Genomic DNA, 19,512 nt, shown 5'->3' on the forward strand with positions numbered 1-19,512 from the left:
AGGGGGCATAATGCAGACCACTTCTCTGCAAAATATGATGCAAACCTATTTGCCTGAATTAAAAACTGGCTTATTGCACTGGCATATTATTTTGGCAGCGTTTTTAATTGGTTTTATTAGTCTGATGCTATCGCTGGTTTTGATGTACGCTATAGATACGTTCGTTGTTGTCAACGAACAACGAACCATACATTTACAAAATGGAGAGTTTGGTGGTGTAACAGTAGCAGCAATAATTTTGGTTATTATGTTGATTGCTGTCCAGTTATTACAAAGTTTTCTTATTAGTCGTTATACCGCAAAGTTAGATTATGCATTAAGTCGTTTACAGTACTTAACGTTATTACAAGGTAAACTAACCAGTCTAGAGCAGTTAGGTTATACCCGTTTATTGCGTGGTTTTCAGGCTACTAAAGCACTGCATGCGTTTTATCTTGGGCAATCCTGGTGTATTACCGTAGGTGTTGGCTGGATATTAATTTATTGTTTACTGATAGGTTGGTTAGGTTGGTCTTTAGTATTTATTCCACTTATCGCTTTAGGTATTTCATCGCTGTTATTAATCGATTTTGTCGTTAAGATTACTCGAACAATGCCTTCATTACACTCAGCATCACAGGATTTTTATGATCACTTGATTAATTTATTACATGGGTGGTATACCGCAAAAGCATTGTATTTATCGACTTTGCTGAAGAGTCGTTATGAAGCATGTTATGCTCAGAAAGTAGAGCTACAAACGGTGGTTAACCACTCTTTTGCGAAGTTGCAGAATAGTTTATCTCTGATTATTAAACTCGTAATTATTGCTTGCACAGCTTATGGTGGAATACTGCTTTGCAAACAGCAAATAAGCTTAGGTGCGCTTGTTGCTTGTATAAGCTTGTCCCTTTGTAGCCTTTATAGTATTTCATCAATAGCATTCGTTTGTGAGCGTCGACAAAGAATAAAACACGAGTTGTTGAATATTAAATCATTACTTGACGTGCCTACTATTAAATCTTCTGTAAAACAAACTGCATTACAAATTATTCAAGGTCGGATAGACTGTAATAGTGTTAGCTTCCGATATAGTGAAGAAAATGCTTGGATTTTATACCAGGTTTCATTGCATATGAATCCTGGTGAATTAGTGGTGCTCTCTAGTGAAAATGGTAGTGGGAAATCCACCTTGCTGGGTATTTTAAGAGGTGTTATCCAGCCAGATCAAGGCGAAGTGCTGTTAGATGGTAAACCGCTTGCCAGTTTTAATGATGAAGCTTTAACTCAACAGGTTGTATATTTGCCTCAAAAAGCGGCATTATTTAGTGGCACTATTATGGAAAACCTAACTTTGTTTAGTACAGCCAAGGAAGTATTAGCTATTGAATCGGCGAAAACGCTTAATATTGCTGATGCAATTGCTCAGTTACCCGATGGTTTTTATACACTGGTTGATGCTAAACAGCACTCGTTACCACAGGGTTTAGTACAACGTATTGCTTTTGCTAGAGCGATCGTTTGTCAACCAAAAGTATTACTCGTGGATGATGCAAATAGTGCTGTTGATTTAAAAGGTGATCAGGCCATTATACGGTTATTAAAACAGTTAAAAGGTATTACAACAATGGTGGTTGCTTCTCACCGTCCTTCTATAATTCGCTTAGCGGATCAGGTATTTGAATTAAATAAAGGCCATTTGGTTAGTGAGACATTACTTTTTCAACATTAAATTTATTTAGTAAAGGATGGGTACAGTAAGCCTAGCTCTCAATTATGGGACTTATACATATTAAGGATTAATAATGTATCTTGGATCAGGTTACAGACAGGCTGATCAACAAAATAGCTTTAATTATGAGCAAGTTTTAGTCGAGCGTTTAGCGACCTTTCGCCACTCAACTTTACAGGAAAGGTATCAGCATTCGGACTTAGTTGCAGTTTTGCCTATTTTGGTATTAGCACAGCATTGGCCACTGCATGCATTAGAGTTTCTAACGGCGCTACCCGAAAAAAAACAGCCAAATTTAACCGATATTCGAAATACATTAGCGCGTCTGGGGATTTCGTCGACACTGTGTAAAGCATCAAAAAAAAGTTGGCAGAATACCTCTTTTCCTGTCATGCATATTCCAAAGCAAGCCCCGGCACAAATTGTTTTTGATGTTGGTGAAGAGGAGGCGTGGATTTACTCACTAGAGAGTCTACAGGTTGAAAAAGTTACTGATAAAAATAAGTTAAAAGTATTAAAAAAAGGGTGGTTGTTGACAGTTCCACGTTATAGTAATGACCTGCTTGAAGAAGGAAAACAAGCATCGTTAAACAAACCTTGGCAACGAGTATACCCCGTATTGATGATATGCTGCTTTTTGAGCTTGGTTATTACAAGTTTAATGTTGGTGTTACCGCTTTATGTTATGCAAGTAGTTGATCAAGTATGGAGTAATCAGCGATTGGATTTATTAATTCCGATAACTGCAGGTGTTACGGGAATTATCATACTGGAGTGGGGGGTAAGACAGATACGTAGTGCGTGTTTACGCTTTGCAGGAAAGCGAGTGGATTACTTATCTATGCGTTTGTTATTACAAAAATTCTGGTCAGGGTCGGCAGATTGCCTGTCGATTTCCAGACAACGTTTTTTAGTGTATTTTGGACGACAGTTTAATGTTATAAGCTGGTTATTGAGTGAGATAAATACAGGGGCAGCCTTTGACTTAATTTTTGCTGTTTTCTTTATTAGCGTTATTTTCGTGTTAGCTGGAGACGCAGGATGGATTGCTTTGTTTGGCTTCTTAGCTGGGGTCTTATGGTTTTTATACCAAGTGGTGCGACCAGTACATTCTGAAGAGAATGTTCCTGATAATCATTATACAGACGATGTGGTTTATCAATTTCGAGCAATGCGTTTTGCTGCACCCGTTGAAGTTTGGTTAGGTCGATTTCAAAAAGAGCAAATTCGAGTTTTTCGCTATTTAACTAAAGTGCTATTTAAGCGATACGTTTATGAAAATGTTATTGACGGGATTGTGTGGACTACAGTCATTGTTACGATAAGCTATACGATGTGGTTAGCTTTAAATGGTGTGCTTTCTGTAGGTGCAGTTTTGGCTGTAGCTTTGCTGCTTTGGCAACTTTTTACGCCGTTTAAACAGTTGAAAAAAACGTTACCAGAGTGGAAAAATGCCAAGTTATCAATACAGTCTGTTACTCAGCTGTGGCGAGACTCAGTAAATCCAGCAATTATGACGCGGCATGCCCCTAGTCAGGTAAAAGGTGAAGTATCATTTGAAGATGTTAACTTTTTATATCCCCAATCGAATCATGGGGTTCAGCAACTTAACTTTAATGTTAATGCAGGTGAAGTTGTCATTGTGACAGGAGGCAATGGGGCAGGAAAAACAACGTTGTTGATGCTATTGGCTGGATTGCAGCAAGCGAAGGATGGAGTGATTCGTATTGATAGGCAAAATATTAATCAGTTATCTGTCGGAGTTATGCAATATCTTTGCGCTTATGTGCCACAGAAACCAGCACTGTTTCAGGGGACGCTAGCTGATAACCTGAGGATGGCCAACCCACTTGCAACAGAGGAAGAGTTATGGTCGGTCATTGAGCTGTGTAATCTTGATGATATTGTTAGACAATTGCCTAAAGGATTACAGACTATCTATGATGTGAACCAGCCTTTGGCTCTTCCCGTTAATGTGCAGCAACTACTCTGTATTGCTCGGGCATTACTAAAACCTGCGCCAGTTCTGCTAATGGATGAGCCTTTTGTAGGGCTTGGTTACCAGGCTGAATTACAACTATTAGAAACAATACAGCAGTTGTGTAGACAAAAGACGGTATTTTTGGTTACGCAGCGACCCAGTCATTTTAAAGTTGCGGATAAAGTCCTGTTGTTGGAAGAGGGCAAGCAACGTTATTTTGGTCATCCTGACCAGCTCCTTAAGAAGAAAAAAAACTCAAACCAAAAAGTAGTCACTGCCTAATCTAACAGCTTAGAGCGCCATGATATGGGAAGAATAAAAACAATGGAAAAGGGTGTTTCTACAACATTAGCTCAAGTGATTGATCAGCATTCCCGACAGCAGTCTCATTGGTTTGCTGACCCATTGCTTAAGGAAGAAGGTGGGAATGCTTGGATATTCCTGAGTTTATGGGGAATATTTGGGGTGTTACTCATTGTTATTGTGGCTGGAACAGTTTGGTCAGTTGAGCAGCGGATAGTTGCAACTGGTCGTGTCATAGCCCAGGGGGATATGAGGACTATTCAACTTTTTGAAGGCGGCAATATTGCCAGCGTACTTGTCTCGCCAGGGCAGTTGGTTGAGTCTGGGCAAGCGTTATTGGTAATGGATACCGCAAAGGATCAGCTTGAGCATAAGAAGTTAAAATCACACTACGATCATTTGTTACTGAAGGAGAGGGTTTATCGGACCTTGTTAACAGGACACGTGTTAGACGGGGTTGATAGTGGTAGGGACCAAGCTACTTTGGATGATGAAATGAGAGCTTACTATGATCAAGAAAGAGTGCGATATTTGGCAAAATTGACTCCAATAAAGCAACAGATTACAGAATTAAGCTCGCATCTGAAGGAAGAGCAAAGTAGTCTATATGTGTTACAAAAAAAGAAAATAAAGTTTCAGGAAGCTCTTGAAGCTAAGCAAGTGTTATTGCAAAAGGGTTTTATTACACATAAACAGCTTAATACTGATCAGCAGAATTTGTCTGAGGTGACGGCAACATTAGAGCAAGTTAAAGCATCAATCTTGGCAGGTAAACAGGCATTAGATGACATACAGCAGCAATTTCAACGTGCCAAGGAAGAGGCTAAAAGTCAATGGACAAAACAGCTTACTCAGGTTGTTACCCAGCAAACTAAAGTCTTGAATCAAATTGAACAGGCTGATGAACGTATTCGTCAGATGACAATTAAGTCTCCTATTCGAGGGGTAATACAAACTGTAAGGAGCACAGAAAATAACCATGTAGCTGCTGGTGGCATTGTTGCAGAAGTTGTTCCCCTTAATCAATCTCTAATGGTAGAGGTTAAGGTTGATAAGAAAATTATAAAAACACTTCAGGTCGGCCAAGAAGTATTAGTTGCTATAGCTACATTTAATTTTAACAATTCCGAAGCAGTTCAAGGAAAAGTAAAATCGTTACCTAACACAACCTTTGTTAATGAAGCTGGTTCACCATATCAAAAAGTGATCATTGGATTGGCGACAGATTCTGTAGGTAATCAAGCGTCAGATAATAAAATTTTGCCAGGAATGACTGTTCGGGCAAGTATAAGTATTGGCTATCAGCCGATTCTGAACTATTTATTTAAACCTTTATGGCAACAAAGCAAGCAGCATGCTGGTGTATAAGTAACCTCAAACTTTTAAGTAATTAGGTTTGTAACTAGTCAGTTATATTATGTGATCTTGGTTAATATGAATGCTTAGTTTGCACTTGTTTTGTGAACATTAGGACCTTATACGAAAGGCAATTGTTATTTTTTTATACTGTTCACAGAAGAAAAAGAGGTATTTTTCTATAAGTCTGTGTTAGACTTACCGAGGTGGAAGCAAGCAGGATGAATAGGAAGGGTGAGTCACTCACCTTGTTTAGAAAACAAAAAGACTGTTGAACTACTACAGTGTTTGCTAAACATGATGTAAACAGCAGTTGGAGTGATGACGGCCATAATTCGTTCTGGACGTTAATATCGTTTGTAGTGGTATTTTCGTTTGGTTATTCCGAATTGTTAGCGTAGAACAAACGGTAATAGACTTTGATGGTATGTAGAACAGCGCTGTAGTGGCATGTAAGGTACCCTCATAGCAAGAACATCAACAACTACATTTTAGTAACTAATGACGAAAGTGTACTGCGTGATGGTTATCCGGTTTTGTTCGTGGATGCTGAGTTGTGAAGATCTGATCATCAGTTCTTGATAACCTGCGGAGTTGGCTATAAGCTAATTATCAGCCGGATATGTAACACACCTTGTGTTGTTTCTTTCCGCTAAGATTGATTGCAGTTTTGTACTTAGTGCATTACTGTTCCATATCTACGAAGCTGGTTGTTAGTTAATCGGATAACCTTTTATCCATGCTAGCTCGCCACTTTGGATTAATGTCGACATTTTGTCGATGTAAGTGAAAACACCAACTTTAAGTTGGTATCGTGTGAAAATGAGGGTTTTATGGCTGGTCAATTAGTTACTGGCGTGGTTAAGTGGTTCAATGATGAGAAAGGCTTCGGCTTCATTGAGCGTGAGGGTGGTTCTGATGTATTCGTACATTTCCGTGCGATCAACGGTACTGGAAGACGTACTTTGAGAGAAGGACAAAAAGTGACTTTTGAGGTAACTCAAGGTCAAAAAGGTCCTCAAGCGGAAAATGTTACGCCAGTAGCCTAATCATTCCTACCTGGTGCTGTAAGATATTTATAGTAATATAATTTTTTGCAGTACCGGGTGAATTAGTTCCTTATCTAATTAGTATCTCTTATTCTTTGTGGTAGAAATATCCTTCCTTTTGTTCTTTCAGTCATGTTGGCTTAAGTTTAACTATTTTTAAATAGCTTGATATGCTCTGTCTCTTGCTATTTTGTCCTTTGTATTGAGTTAAGCTTGGTAAGCATTAAACTGCATCTCTGTGACTTAATATAACAATATTGATGTATGTAAATCATTGCGTTATATACGCTTTACTTTGGGTATAGTACTATCTAAAACCTGTTGTATATCTTTGTTATAAGAATAAAAAAAATGTGTGAGCTTTAGGTTTTCTATTTATAGGACATGTAATTTTTCATAGATGAATGATATTCAAGGATGATTAAGTGAATAGACTCGTTCGTAATTCAATATTAAGTCTGTGTATGGTTTTTACTTTTTTACCCACAGAGGGCTGGTCATCTCAATCGGTCGAAGAAGCAAGGATTGAACGGGCTCTTCAGCAAATACCACAGCAGGTGAACAAGTATCATTCACTTATTTCAACATTTACCCAAAAAATAACACACACCACTAATTACTCACAGTTAGTGACAGTCGTAGACCGTATGGGTGAACAGCTTTGGCAGCAATCTGTCAGTGATAATCAAGCGGGCTCACTTTATGATGATCGTGCGCTTTACTGGAGTAGATTACAGTTAACACAGCGTTTAAAAAATACGGAGCTGCAGTTTAATATTACATCCAGTCAACTTGATCATTTGATATGGCGGCTGGAATTAGCCAGTCGAGGAGCTTTACAGTCAACATTTAAATACAACACGACACATAAAGTATTTATCACAGGGTTTGACCCCTTTCAGCTAGATAGTAATATTCGTCAAAGTAACCCTGCAGGTGTCACAGCGTTAATGCTGGATAATACAATGATCCAAGTAGGGAACGAACACATTGAAATTCAGGCGATTAACTTTCCAGTACGTTTTGCAGATTTTGATAAAGGTATTGTTGAAACAGCATTAGCGCCTGTGCTATCAGCCAATCAGGCTAATATGGTGATGACGATAAGCATGGGGCGATCAACGTTTGACTTGGAACGTTTTCCTGGTTTACGACGTTCTGCACTAGCACCTGATAACCTTAATGTTTATTCAGGAGGAAGCTATAGTCAGCCAATACGCCCTCTATTGAACGGAGCTGAATTAACAGGTCCAGAATTTATTGAGTTTTCACTGCCTGTCCAGGCTATGCTACAAGTACAGTATCCTTATGCAATTCGTGATAACCATAGGGTTGTCACGTTAACGGGGGTTTATTATCCAGAAAGCTTAGCTGAACTTGAGGGGGAGGTTTCAGTTGAAGGCTCTGGTGGTGGCTATTTATCAAATGAGGTATCGTACCGCTCGCTTTGGCTAAGACAACAAATGCACAGCACTGTGCCAATGGGGCACCTGCATACACCTCGTCTCAATGGCTATAATCAACCTATGTTGAAAAAAATAGTTCAGCAAATTAAAACGATAATTAAGAAAGGTGTCTAAGAGAAAATTACTTCAATTTAACATTTGACACAGCCCCTATAAATCATTCGCTGTGAGTTTAGGAGTTAATGTAGTGATCGGCTATGTGTTATTTGAAGATCGATCAAAAATAGGCAAGCCATTAACACAGCATAAGGGCATTTCTGTCTATCACAATGGGCAGTTATATGCTGAAAGTTATGGCAGGCATTATAGTCAGGATGGTTATTACTTCGGCCAGAAATGGCAGTGCGTTGAATTTGTTAAACGCTTTTTCTTTTTGGCTAAAGAGCACCGCATGCCTAATGTTTGGGGACATGCTAAGGATTTTTTTGATCTAAGTATAAGTCATGGCGAATTAAATAAGCAAAGAGGTCTCGTACAATTTTTTAATGGTAAGGAGCAGACTCCACAGGAGGATGATTTACTTGTATTTCAAGATACTATGTATGGTCATGTTGCTGTGGTAAGTGAAGTTGGAAAAACGTGGGTTGAAGTGGTACAACAGAATATTTTTGGAAAACCTCGACAACGTTTTTCATTAACACATGAAAAAAATGTATTTTCAATTATTGCGCCTCGTAAACCAGTAGGCTGGCTACGTATAGCTAAGAACTAAAAAACCCCTACACATATACCCTTCACGAATCATTTTATGTGTATAGGTGCAGGGGCTTTTTTACTTAAGGCAAGCGATTTATCATTGCGGTTGCTGTTAATACGTTATTATTGCTATTAATGTTATTGCTAGTACTCGTCAATGAGCTATCATGTTCAGCCGGCATGTTACTGATAGCGTGTGCAAGTTGACTAACTTGGTGTTGCTTGCCATGACGGTCTTCGATAACCATGTCATGTTTAGTGTTGAACCAACCCTTTAAGATAATTGCTTGCTGTTCATGGGCTGCATTTTGCAAAATTAGGCTCTGTTCATTACGTTGAACACTGAGGTGTTTTAAGTCCAAGCTTTGCCAGTGAATGGTATCCAAGCCATTATCTATTTGCTGATTATTTAGCACCAAAGTTGTGTAGGTATTATCAAGCGTGTAATTATCATTGCCTTGGCCTCCTTCTATCATAAATACACCATGGCTTAATTTAACATAATCATCGTTATCACTAAGTTTGATAGTTAGTGGCGAGTCAGTGAGTGTGCTGGATTTTTTAAACGCATTATAATGACAGAGTTTGACGCTTCCCTGTTTCCCTGATTGATACCAGGTATAACAGTTTTGTTCTAAGTCCAACCTGTAGTGAGTAGATGAGGTTTGTGATAAATCAAGCAGTTGAAGTGTAATATCTCCTTTGTTATTGAGCGTGTAATGTTGTTCTCCTTCATGTGTTGATTGACTATTATTGATAACAAGTGCTAAGTACTGGTTATTTTTTAATGTGTGCTTAATTGTTAACTGGGTATTCCCGTAGTTGGCGTTAATAATTTGACTATTAACACTCTGAATTTTAAATGAGCTGTTCTGACCTGAAATTAACTGAATAGAATCCATTTGTTCATCAGTGGCACGTGTATCGATTAAAGAATGACTATCATCTGTTGTAATCTGGTAAGTATCAGCTCCTTGACCACCAACAGCTAATCCACCATCTTTACCAAGTACCAGAATATCATCCCCAGCTTCACCATAGAGCTGATCGACTCCAGCATCTCCCACAAGCATATTACTCTGTTGATTTCCTTTTATTATGTCACTTACTTGAGAGCCTTTAACGTGGTTAATTTGTTGGCTCAATATGGATTGAATAGCTTGTTGATCGAATTGTAGCGTGTGATGGCTAAGGTCTACACGTGTTTGATCTTTAATGTTGCTATGGGATAACAGCAATGAATCAACAACAATTGGGTTGTTTTCATAGGTTTCACTGTCAGTTGTAGTATAATTACTTTCACTGAAATTATAGTGATTACCTAGTGTGTCCATCAGGGAAATGTGTTGATAAGCATGCCCTTTAAAATAATTTTTGATTGTTGCAAACTGCGTTTTTTCTTTTATATGCGATGTTAAAAATGAGTGAATATCTTCAAGCGTAGCAAAGTATTCTACTTTAGATGAATGTGAGGCGAGTGTATCTATCCAACTTCGTACATAATGCGTTGATAGATTGTACTTAGCTAACTGCTGCTTGATAATTTTTTGTGCTTTTTGCTTAAATGTTGCTGATGAAGATGTCGATTGTAAAAGCGCTGATATTTGGTGTTGGATCCGTTGGGATATTAACCAGCTGGTATCAACCTGTAAAATTAAGTCCTCATTCTTCGCAGATTTTTTAGCAGATATTGTACTGAGATTTGTAATCAGAAAGTCTGTTGTTGGGTGGGTTGGCAAATCTGTTTGAGGGTGTTGCGTATGATAATCTGCATGATGTTTCGCTTGAAAATCAATAGTATGTTGCCAGCCATCCGATAAGTAACTAATACCTCTATCTCGAAGTGATTTTGCTGAATCATAATAATCATCGTATAGTTCCTGCCAGTTTTTCTGGTAGTGATTATCGTAGTTATTAATGGTGTCTATGCTGTTCGAATTAATGATATCTTGAGTTTGAATAATATAGCTATCATGGCCTTTGCCGCCTTCAAGCTGGTCATCGCCTTCACCACCTGCTAAGTGATCATTGCCCTCGTTACCTACTAATTTATCATTACCAGCAAAGCCCGTAAGGGTATTGTCTTTGGCATTACCAATAAATTGATCATTGTGGTCTGAACCAATTAAGTGCTCTATATCTTTAATAATAAAACCATAGGTATGACTTGTTCGCCCTGAACCTTCTGTTAGGTTGATATTAACAGAATAATGTGATCCCTTTGGAGGTGAGGAAAAATAATTACGTATTGAAAAAGTATCTTCACCCTGACCTCCGATAAATTCAGATCGGCCATTATCGATATTACCTTCGCCATGACGCCAATAGAGTAATTCGAAAATATCGTTCTTATTACCGCCATAAAGATGTTTTCTTCCCCAGCCAGAAACTTGAAAAATATTTCGTCGGTTTAAATCGCCTTGGGCCATATCATAACCATTGCCTAACATGATGAGTGTAGTACCATCAGGGTTCAAGTTATCTAAGGCTTTGACCAATGCAGGCTTGGGTGATTGCCCAAAGACATGGCCAGGTGCATAGGGTGGTTTGTGAGCGTTATAGCGAGCCATTTGCTCAGGTGATAATTGATAGTAGTCATGTCGTCCGGAAATACCACCAATGACTTTGCCATAACTCGTTTCAATATGGCCTTCACTGTACACAAGTTTATCAATACCATTTTTTTGAAGCTGCTCGAACTGCTTATTCATTTGGACCTGGTAAGCAGCAAAGGTTTGGTTGTGGGCAGCTTTATTTTGCACATCTTCAGGCACGGGAAAGCCAAAAAACACAGCAACACCTGTACGCCACAGGTCACCTTCACTGATACCTGCTGAACGCAAGTTTTGAGTGACCCGTACAGCATTATAAATACCTTGCGCGATACTGATTGCCAAACCAATTGCTACCCCAATAGGACCAGCAGTGGCTGATACTAAGGATGCAATACCAGTGACAACAGAAATGATTGTACCTGCCACAGCTAAAGAGCCTGAAACAATAGCATCAATACGCTCATCACCTTGAGTATTAGCAGCAGTTTTGAAAGCATCTACGGCATACCATGTACCAATACCTGCACCCACAAAATTGGTAAATGCCCCTAATTTTCTGGCAACACTGGATAATCGGCTGGATAAAGATTGAATACGACGACTGTTGGCTAAGACATCCAGAGTAACATCCAATGTATCCATGGATACTGCGATACCTTCTCGTGAGGCATTGTAAGTATCACCCTCATGAGCTGCGGTTAATGTTTGATAGAGGCCCCCTGGTAATCGGCTTAACTGAAGTCCTAAGTTAATTCGAGATAAATGCTCGGTTAGACGTTGAAGCTTATGCTTTCCATGCTGTTGAGGTGCATAAAATGTTTTGGCATGTTGCTCGATACTTTGTAGATGTTTTATGGTATTTGATAGCTGATCATTGATTTCATTGAGCTTGGTGCTGGCTTGGTCAAGCTGCTGAATAGCATTAAGCCGAGAATTGAGTCGTTGTTGTGTAGTTTCATTACCCGACAGTGTTAATGATAAACTTTCATTATCAGGCACTAGTAATGTTTTTGTTAAAGATAATAAGTGATCTGCTTGATCACCATTCACCTGCTTTAATAATTGCTCAATGTGTTCAGCATTTAATGATAAGGAATGGTTTTCTAACAAATTGAGGTTAGTGAGTGTCGCTAATTCATTGGCAGAAATTAACTGGTTATTGTGGGTGATACCCAGTTGCCACAAATCAATACGAGACAATTTATGCTCACCAAGAGCAATATGGCCAAATCGTTGGTCAGCCAATAAAAGTGTTTCCCACTCGGGAATGTAGGTTTTCGTCAGTTGTTGTAAAGATGAGACATGATTTTGTTGTAAACGAGCTGGCTGATAAACATTAAGCTGCCATGGTTGTTTGTTTAGACCAAGTTCGATTAGCAATGTTTTTAGGGAGGACAGTTTAGGTAGTTGCCAGCTTTGGGCTGTGGCAGGATCATAGACTACAAGATGATTTTTATATTGAATGATTGCCAGTACTCTGTCGTTAATTGAAAGCTCTAGCAACTGAGAAGAATGATTCGCCGTGTTATTGACATTATCGCGCAGTTTATTGATTAACTGTGAAATTTTTTGCCCATTGGCAAGGGTGTTTTTATCGCCTGCAGGTAATGTACGGATTGTTTCTATAAAGTCTGTTTGTTTTTGATGATCTGTTGAGTGAGATAAGACCGTTAATTTATTATGGTTAGCCGCAAAAGTAATTGCCTGAGTTATATTTTCTTTTCCTGCTGCTAAAAAGACGTTACTCAGCTCATAACTGGATAAACCTAATCGGTTTTTAGCATGGCTTTCAGCTTCGAGAATAGGGAAAAGTAATTCACTTAATTCAACCTGGTTACGAATGCCATGCATAATGGGGCGCAACATATTAGAGCGTAAAATTCGTTTGCCCAAACTATTTAATGCGCTGGCAAAAGCACTACGAGAATCGTGGCCAAATAAGCTGCTAATACCTTCTTTGTGGAAAAAGAGTCCGTATAACACTTCTTGTGCTGTTGGGGATAATCGTTCAGGATTTTGTAAGTCGTTCAGAAATTTTTCCCGCTCAAACATGAGTACACTGGTTTTTTTATGTCCCCAGGAAATACGAAAAAGTGGTCTTATTGGTTCTGCACGAGGACCTCTGACGAGTTCAATCACATGGATGATAGGGCTGAGTGGATTTGGAATATTCCAGGGGAGTTTATTTTTTACAGCACTTATTTCGCTAATATAGTCACTAGTATTGACTGTAAGTTTACGACGAACAGCAGTATCATTCACTAAATAACTAACAATTCTACGCTCTAAATCATGACCAAAACCCAGCTCATCAGCAAAGGCAAAAAGCTGTTCGACACTTTCAGTTAAGGAGAGTGACTTTGTTTGATAAGGTTGTTTATTATGTAATGCTTTTAAGTGACCACTTATTTGATTAAATAAATCCCACTGCGTTAAACCATGTTGTAGATTTGTAGTGCTATCCAATGAAGTTGATTTTGACTTAGCAAGTTTGAGTGCGTGGTCGATTAATTTTATATCATCTGGTGATTGTTCAATTTTAGCCAATGCTTCTTTATAAAGCTGTCGATAGTGATCGTTTCCTTTATTGAGCTGTTTATGAAGTTTATTGAATAGCTTATCAACAGTTAACTCGGGATTTTTAATGATTTGTCGATATATTTTTTGCCAAACTCGGGCTGGGGCTTGGTCTTTGGCAAAGTGGTATAGATCATTAATACGACGCAATAATGTCGAGCGTAGTGATTCGTTAGTTTCTGCTTCGCGCGTTAAAATTGCTTTTTCTGTATCAGTCGGTGTTTCGATAAGATTAAAGGTGCGGTTCATATATTGTGCCATTGCTTGGCTAAAACCTACACCGCCAATGGTTGCACCAACACCAGTAAACAGTAAAGCACTTATGCCAATACCATAAGGCCCTCCTAAAATCATGCATAACTGACCAGCTGTGAGTAGTGTACTACCAAACGTATCAACGATATGGGCGTTACGTTGATTGCTATAAAAACGATCAATGATTTTGCTGACTTCTTTGAGTGAGCGATCAGATTTTAGCAGATCATTATTGCGTAATGTATGTAGCCAGTCTTGAATGCTTTTGGTTTCGTGAATGCCTATACCTGCTTTAGCTAGGCCTGCGAGGACCATTTGTGATTGACCAATTACATTAAAACCATCCCCAATAACGCCCATTGTTTCACTCAAAGGGAGTGTTGCATTACCTGACAACAGTTGTGTAGTCGCACGACTTTCAAATGCTAGCATACCCCAATACATTGAACTTAAACCTGACTCTGTAAAGTTTGCAGCAAGTCGGCTTTCAACAAACGATAACCAGCGTTCCTCATGTAAGCTTCTATATTCTGCAAGCTTTTGTAATGTATCTTGGGTTTGAGGTGATTTAGGATCGAAAATCGTGTTATGACTTAAAAGCGTTAGTAATTTTTTGAGAGCGTTAGGATAATTATCTTGATGACTGTGAGGGGAATGAATCAGGTTTTGCAGTCGATGACGTTCACTGGTAATTAACGTAATAAGGTCATTCAATTGGATAAGTTGATCATTGACGGGATGTTGATCATTTTTAGTTAATATTTGGAATTGCTGAAATAAGGCTTTTTTAAACTGTAGGTGCTTTATAATGAGTTCTTGGTCAGTAGATAAATGTTGGTTTTCTATAAGTTGATGTTTCCACTCAAGCTCTGTTTTTAACGTGCTAATTAATTCTTCTTGCAACTCGGTGAGCTTGTTTTTTAATTCACTAAGCGTTTCACTGGCTTCATTTCGCTCTTCCATTGCGCCTAACCAGCCTTTGTGAACAACAGCGATAAACCCAGGATATAGCCCTGTTGCTTGTACCGCTTGTACTAATTTTCTTGGCAGACCTGAGTTTTCAAGGCTTACTGCCAGGTCATCGCCACCATCAATAACCACGACAGGTCCTGATTCCGTGTTGCCAAGGGAATGAAGAGTATGTCCATTTCGTCCTCTTAACTTACGGAAAAGCCAAGCTAAATGTTTTGATCGACGACGAATGAAGCCTTTTTCTAAAGATTGTTTGGCATCCGTTAAGCTGACAAAACGCATGGTTTGTGGAAGTGATCCACCCTGAACTTTCCACTTGAAACCAGCTTCATCAATTGCAGTAATTGATACATCATAGGTGTCAGTCAACCAACGTTGTAATCCTTCAGTAGAGGGGTTTTCCCAAGTTGTCATATCCTACAACTCCATGCTATGACTTTGATACCCTTCGTTATGGGTAGAGATTGGACTGATGTTTTATGTCAGCAAAAAGCACATAAACTTTCCTGTGATTATGTGTTTTTACTGACATAAAAATGTGAGCAGCAGTATAGTGATAAAAATGAGAATGATTTGTATTTAACATTTGTATTTTTGTAACGATTTGCAATTAATCTATTTCCTCACAGATTTTATACTCGCAAGTTACAACATTCGTTCAAAAAAATAATGTTTCGTTTTAACTGAGTGAAAGCGGATAAGGTGAGGAGAAATGTTGAAAAAAACAGTTTATATTAGAGGTATCGACCATATTGTACTGAGAACGGTTCAGCCTCAGGTAATGATAGACTTTTACTGCAGTATTTTAGGCTGTGTCGTAGAACGCCAGCTAGCTAAATCAATTGGACTAACACAGTTACGTGCTGGCAATGCATTAATTGATATTGTTGATGTCAGTGAGTTGGGACGTACAGGTGGTGGTGCGCCGACTGCAACTGAAAGGAATCTCGATCATTTTTGCCTGGTTTTGGAACCTATATCAAATGAACAGTTGAAGAGCTATTTAGAGCAAAATGGTCTTATTGTTGGAAACTTTGAAGATCGTTATGGTGCTGAAGGGATAGGTCCATCTTTGTATATAAAAGACCCTGATGATAATGTGGTTGAGTTAAAGTCCGCTTTATCATAAGCCGAGCTGATCGTGAGTTGATTCCTGTAAGTCATCAAAATCCAGATCTGAAAGGCCCATGTGCGCTAAAATCATCGCTTTATTTCGCTCCCATTCATGATCTGTGGTTTGCCCACCAATACCTTCATACAGTTTACAAATATGTTCGGCCATTTTTAACAGGCAAATAAGGTCATCTTGGTCGTTACTTTTAAAATAGGTTGACTTATCTGCAATATCATTATTCAGCTGCCATGCTTTTGCGACATAATAGCCGACAATGCAGTGATTAGTTTGAAAATGAGTTTCTTCAAACTCAGTAATGTCATCAACCGATTCATCATAAGCTTCATGGTAAATAGTCAGCAAATTTATGAATATCATCACCAACCGCTTTAACCTGCTGGATCAACTTAGGTTGTGGTGGGATGAAAATACCTGTTAAATCAATAGGCTTTGCTGGCTCCATAGTCAGAACTACACATAACACCAGAAAATAATATGTTTTAGTTTAGTCAGCAACATGTAGCCATCAAGTGGAATTGCCTTTGTTGTTTATGTTAATTATCTGAAATATGGATGGTTATTTACTGATTGAGGTAAATAAAATTATTTTAATTTATTATCGTAATAACTATGTATTGTGGGAGGCTACAAGAAAGTTAGCTCTATACTAAACAATGGCTAACTTATGAATGTAATTAAGTTCAGCTCTTAGCTGAACTCTATGTTTACTCTTATTTCATTAATTCATTTCGGTTAAAGCGATAGACCTCATGTGCTATGTATTTATTCACGATTGCTTACTGTATTAACACTAACATTGCTTTTAGTTACAGAAAAAAACTAATATAAACACAGTGTTATAAAGAAAATCTAAAATTGAGAGTTTGTTGGAAACATTAATAAAAATTTGATTGTAGAATTGATATGCTAAGTCATATCGTTAGACGTCATATTAATTTCCCTAATTTTTAGTCTGATCAGCTGTACGTTTTAAACGTAAAACAATGAGTTATCGTTCTCATAATCATTGTTTGTTGCTGTATGTGCTGCTGGCTGTATAATTGCGTGAACAAGCCTCTGATGTATGTTTAGCTATATTATGAGGCAATTATGAAAAACAAGGTAAAAGCATGAATTGGTATCTTGAAGTATTAAAAAAGTATGCGGTATTTGAGGGGAGAGCAAGAAGGAAAGAGTACTGGCTTTTTTTCTTGTTTACTACAATCATCAGCATTATTCTTGGGGTCCTTGATAATGTATTTGGATTGATTAGCGCTGATGCAGGGGTAGGTCTTTTAGGGGGAATTTATTCTTTAGCAGTATTTATTCCTGGTTTAGCTGTCACTGTCAGACGATTACATGATACCGATCGCAGTGGTTGGTGGATATTGATTAGTTTGCTTCCTTTAATTGGGATTATTGTCTTGCTTGTATTTATGTTCCTGGATAGTACGCCAGGTGAAAATAATTTCGGCGCTAATCCTAAAGATTCTGTTGTATAATATATTATCTGCACTGGGTTTGATATTTTTTTGCTTCTATGCCCATTACACATAGTGTGTAATGGGTCCTTTTCCAACTTTGATCACTAGTTTACCAAAATTTTTACCCTCTAATAGCCCCATAGGTGCATTTTTGAGTCCCTCAATTTGCTGCTCCAAGTATTTGATCTTTCCTGTATTAATCCATTCAGTCATTGGTGGTAAAAACTCATTATAACGGTGACCATAATCGTCAAATATAATAAAACCTTGCATACGAATGCGTTTGTAATAATGTGCGGATTAATAAAGGCTAACGATCCGGTAGCATGGAGTTCAGTTTCATTATAATGGGCAATTAGTCCACAAACAGGCACACGAGCACTTGAGTTTAAGAGAGGCAATACTGCATCAAAGATTTTCCCGCCTACATTTTCGTAGTAAATATCAATACTTTCTGGACATGCTTTCGCCAAGTTTTAATAATTGTGAGTGATCTGAAATGGCGCATAGTCTTGCCAGCCGTTATGAGATAATACCCACTCGCCAGGCTGGAAATTTGGATGTTGGCTGGATACAACACGACTGACTGTAGCACTATCCATTACACCATATACAGGAGTTTGATCTCTGTAAGATTCTGTATTACTCACCATTCCCTGTATATAGGAATCAAGGGATAAATATATTGTTTGAAGTAATACTTCACCTTGTTGTGGTGTTGGTATATTCGTAGTTTCAAGTTTCAAATTGTCTGTCGTTGGTTTACCAAATGGACGAGATGTTAATAAAATACGACGATTATTTTCTAATGTCTGAGCAGTATGATTTATTGTTAATTCCCTGGTTTATAGTACGTTACCTTTTATATATCCCTGTTATGAATATATTGATTAGAGGCGGATTAAATAAAAGGCAGCCAAATTCATAAGAATGGGTATCACAGTTTAGAATAGACCGGTCGCCTAGTATGATTGTATATTAAGTTAGATCAAGTTCTACTTAGACGGTTAAACGCTTTGTTTTTCACGTCTAAGCTCTGACAATAGCTTTTCCTTTCCTTCCGACTGTACGTAGTTTAAAAACGTGTTGGCGATAATTGAAAGTTGTTTTCCTTGTAACCAGGCAAAGTACCAGTGCGTTTTTATTGGGAGTGCTTTGATTGGTAATTCCACTAACCTTGAGCGTCCACCAAAAGCAAGGGTATGGGCAGAAAGGATGGATATGCCTAAGCCAGACATCACGGCATGTTTAATGGCTTCATTGCTTTCAATGGTCATTTTGAGATTAAACTGTATTTGGTGCTCTTTCATAAATTCTTCGATGGCGAAGCGAGTGCCTGAACCCTGTTCCCTCATTAAAAAAGGTGCATCGGTGATTGTTTCAAGTTGAATTCGCTTTTTAGCTGCCAAAGGGTGATGTTGAGGGGCAATAGCAATAAGAGGGTTTGGTAGAAATTCAATCGTTTCGATGGCTATGTCTTCAGGTAAGTGGCTGAACACATAAAAGTCGTCTTTACCTGCACTTAATCGATCAATAACTTGCTGACGATTGGCCACTTTTAACTGGATGTCTATTGCAGGGTAACGCTCACAAAAAGGCCCTAATAAATGAGGAATAAAGTACTGAGAGGTGGTAACTACAGCTATTTTTAAAGTACCTGCCTTTAGGCCTCGTAAGTCAGATAGTTTTGTTTCTAAGTCAATAAAACTACTGAGAACGTCTTTGGCGGTTGTAGCCAGCGAGTGCCCAGCATCAGTAAAGAGAAGTTTCCGGCCGACTTGTTCATAGAGAGGCATATCAATGGCTTCAACCAGCTTTTTGATTTGCATTGAAACCGTCGGTTGCGTTAGGTGAAGTGTCTCAGATGCTGCTGTGATACTGCCTCCTTCATAAACCGCAAGAAAGATTTCCAGCTGACGTATAGTTCCAATATGCGCATGTAGTCTTGAAGTCATAATGAGAAAGATCATGTTGATATAAGTATATAGATTTA

13 protein-coding genes are annotated in these 19,512 nt (G+C 38.4%); 8 read left to right on the forward strand and 5 right to left on the reverse strand.

Annotated elements, in window-relative coordinates; genetic code table 11:
• Positions 1-10: 10 nt before the first annotated feature.
• From KCG35_RS17040 to KCG35_RS26380, 6 genes are all read left to right on the forward strand, one after another.
• Complete coding sequence (locus tag KCG35_RS17040; protein ID WP_215821003.1) at positions 11-1,711, forward strand: ATP-binding cassette domain-containing protein; 1,701 nt, start codon at positions 11-13, stop codon at positions 1,709-1,711.
• Positions 1,712-1,784: 73 nt separating this feature from the next.
• Positions 1,785-3,974: an ATP-binding cassette domain-containing protein gene (locus tag KCG35_RS17045; protein WP_215821004.1), complete on the forward strand. Its 2,190-nt coding sequence runs from the start codon at positions 1,785-1,787 to the stop codon at positions 3,972-3,974.
• A 42-nt stretch (positions 3,975-4,016) separates the two neighbouring features.
• Positions 4,017-5,363, forward strand: a complete 1,347-nt coding sequence (locus KCG35_RS17050; protein WP_215821005.1) for an HlyD family type I secretion periplasmic adaptor subunit — start codon at positions 4,017-4,019, stop codon at positions 5,361-5,363.
• 821 nt (positions 5,364-6,184) lie between these two features.
• Entirely contained in the window at positions 6,185-6,400 is a 216-nt protein-coding gene (locus KCG35_RS17055) for a cold-shock protein (protein ID WP_027708804.1), read from the forward strand.
• Between the two features lie 425 nt (positions 6,401-6,825).
• Complete coding sequence (locus KCG35_RS17060; RefSeq protein ID WP_215821006.1) at positions 6,826-7,980, forward strand: PA0049 C-terminal domain-containing protein; 1,155 nt, start codon at positions 6,826-6,828, stop codon at positions 7,978-7,980.
• A 73-nt stretch (positions 7,981-8,053) separates the two neighbouring features.
• Positions 8,054-8,578, forward strand: coding sequence for a CHAP domain-containing protein (locus tag KCG35_RS26380; protein WP_215821007.1), 525 nt, complete (start codon positions 8,054-8,056; stop codon positions 8,576-8,578).
• 64 nt (positions 8,579-8,642) lie between these two features.
• Here KCG35_RS26380 and KCG35_RS17070 read toward each other — a convergent pair whose 3' ends face one another.
• Positions 8,643-15,335, reverse strand: coding sequence for a calcium-binding protein (locus KCG35_RS17070; RefSeq protein WP_215821008.1), 6,693 nt, complete (start codon positions 15,333-15,335; stop codon positions 8,643-8,645).
• A gap of 298 nt (positions 15,336-15,633) precedes the next feature.
• On the opposite strand from KCG35_RS17070, the gene KCG35_RS17075 reads away from it, so the two are divergent.
• On the forward strand, positions 15,634-16,050 hold the full coding sequence (locus KCG35_RS17075; RefSeq protein ID WP_215821009.1) for a VOC family protein: 417 nt from the start codon (positions 15,634-15,636) through the stop codon (positions 16,048-16,050).
• On the opposite strand, the gene KCG35_RS17080 is transcribed toward KCG35_RS17075, so the two are convergent.
• Positions 16,045-16,413 carry a hypothetical protein gene (locus KCG35_RS17080; protein WP_215821010.1) on the reverse strand — a complete coding sequence of 123 codons (369 nt, stop codon included), beginning with the start codon at positions 16,411-16,413 and terminating at the stop codon, positions 16,045-16,047. The two genes, KCG35_RS17075 and KCG35_RS17080, sit on opposite strands and share 6 nt — an antisense overlap.
• A gap of 752 nt (positions 16,414-17,165) precedes the next feature.
• Here KCG35_RS17080 and KCG35_RS17085 point away from each other — a divergent pair.
• Entirely contained in the window at positions 17,166-17,537 is a 372-nt protein-coding gene (locus KCG35_RS17085) for a DUF805 domain-containing protein (RefSeq protein WP_215821011.1), read from the forward strand.
• 45 nt (positions 17,538-17,582) lie between these two features.
• Here the strand turns inward: KCG35_RS17085 and KCG35_RS26840 are convergent, their stop codons facing one another.
• From KCG35_RS26840 to KCG35_RS17095, 3 genes are all read right to left on the reverse strand, one after another.
• Positions 17,583-17,792 (reverse strand): hypothetical protein, encoded by a 210-nt coding sequence (locus tag KCG35_RS26840; protein ID WP_304956758.1) that lies wholly within the window; start codon positions 17,790-17,792, stop codon positions 17,583-17,585.
• A gap of 203 nt (positions 17,793-17,995) precedes the next feature.
• A complete protein-coding gene (locus KCG35_RS26845) occupies positions 17,996-18,265 on the reverse strand; it encodes a hypothetical protein (protein WP_304956759.1) in 270 nt (89 codons plus the stop codon).
• Positions 18,266-18,526: 261 nt separating this feature from the next.
• A partial coding sequence (locus tag KCG35_RS17095) for a LysR family transcriptional regulator (protein ID WP_309227423.1) occupies positions 18,527-19,512 on the reverse strand: 986 nt, incomplete at its 5' end.

Origin of the sequence: Zooshikella harenae, assembly GCF_018837975.1 — a bacterium.
In the GTDB taxonomy this organism is placed as follows: domain Bacteria; phylum Pseudomonadota; class Gammaproteobacteria; order Pseudomonadales; family Zooshikellaceae; genus Zooshikella; species Zooshikella harenae.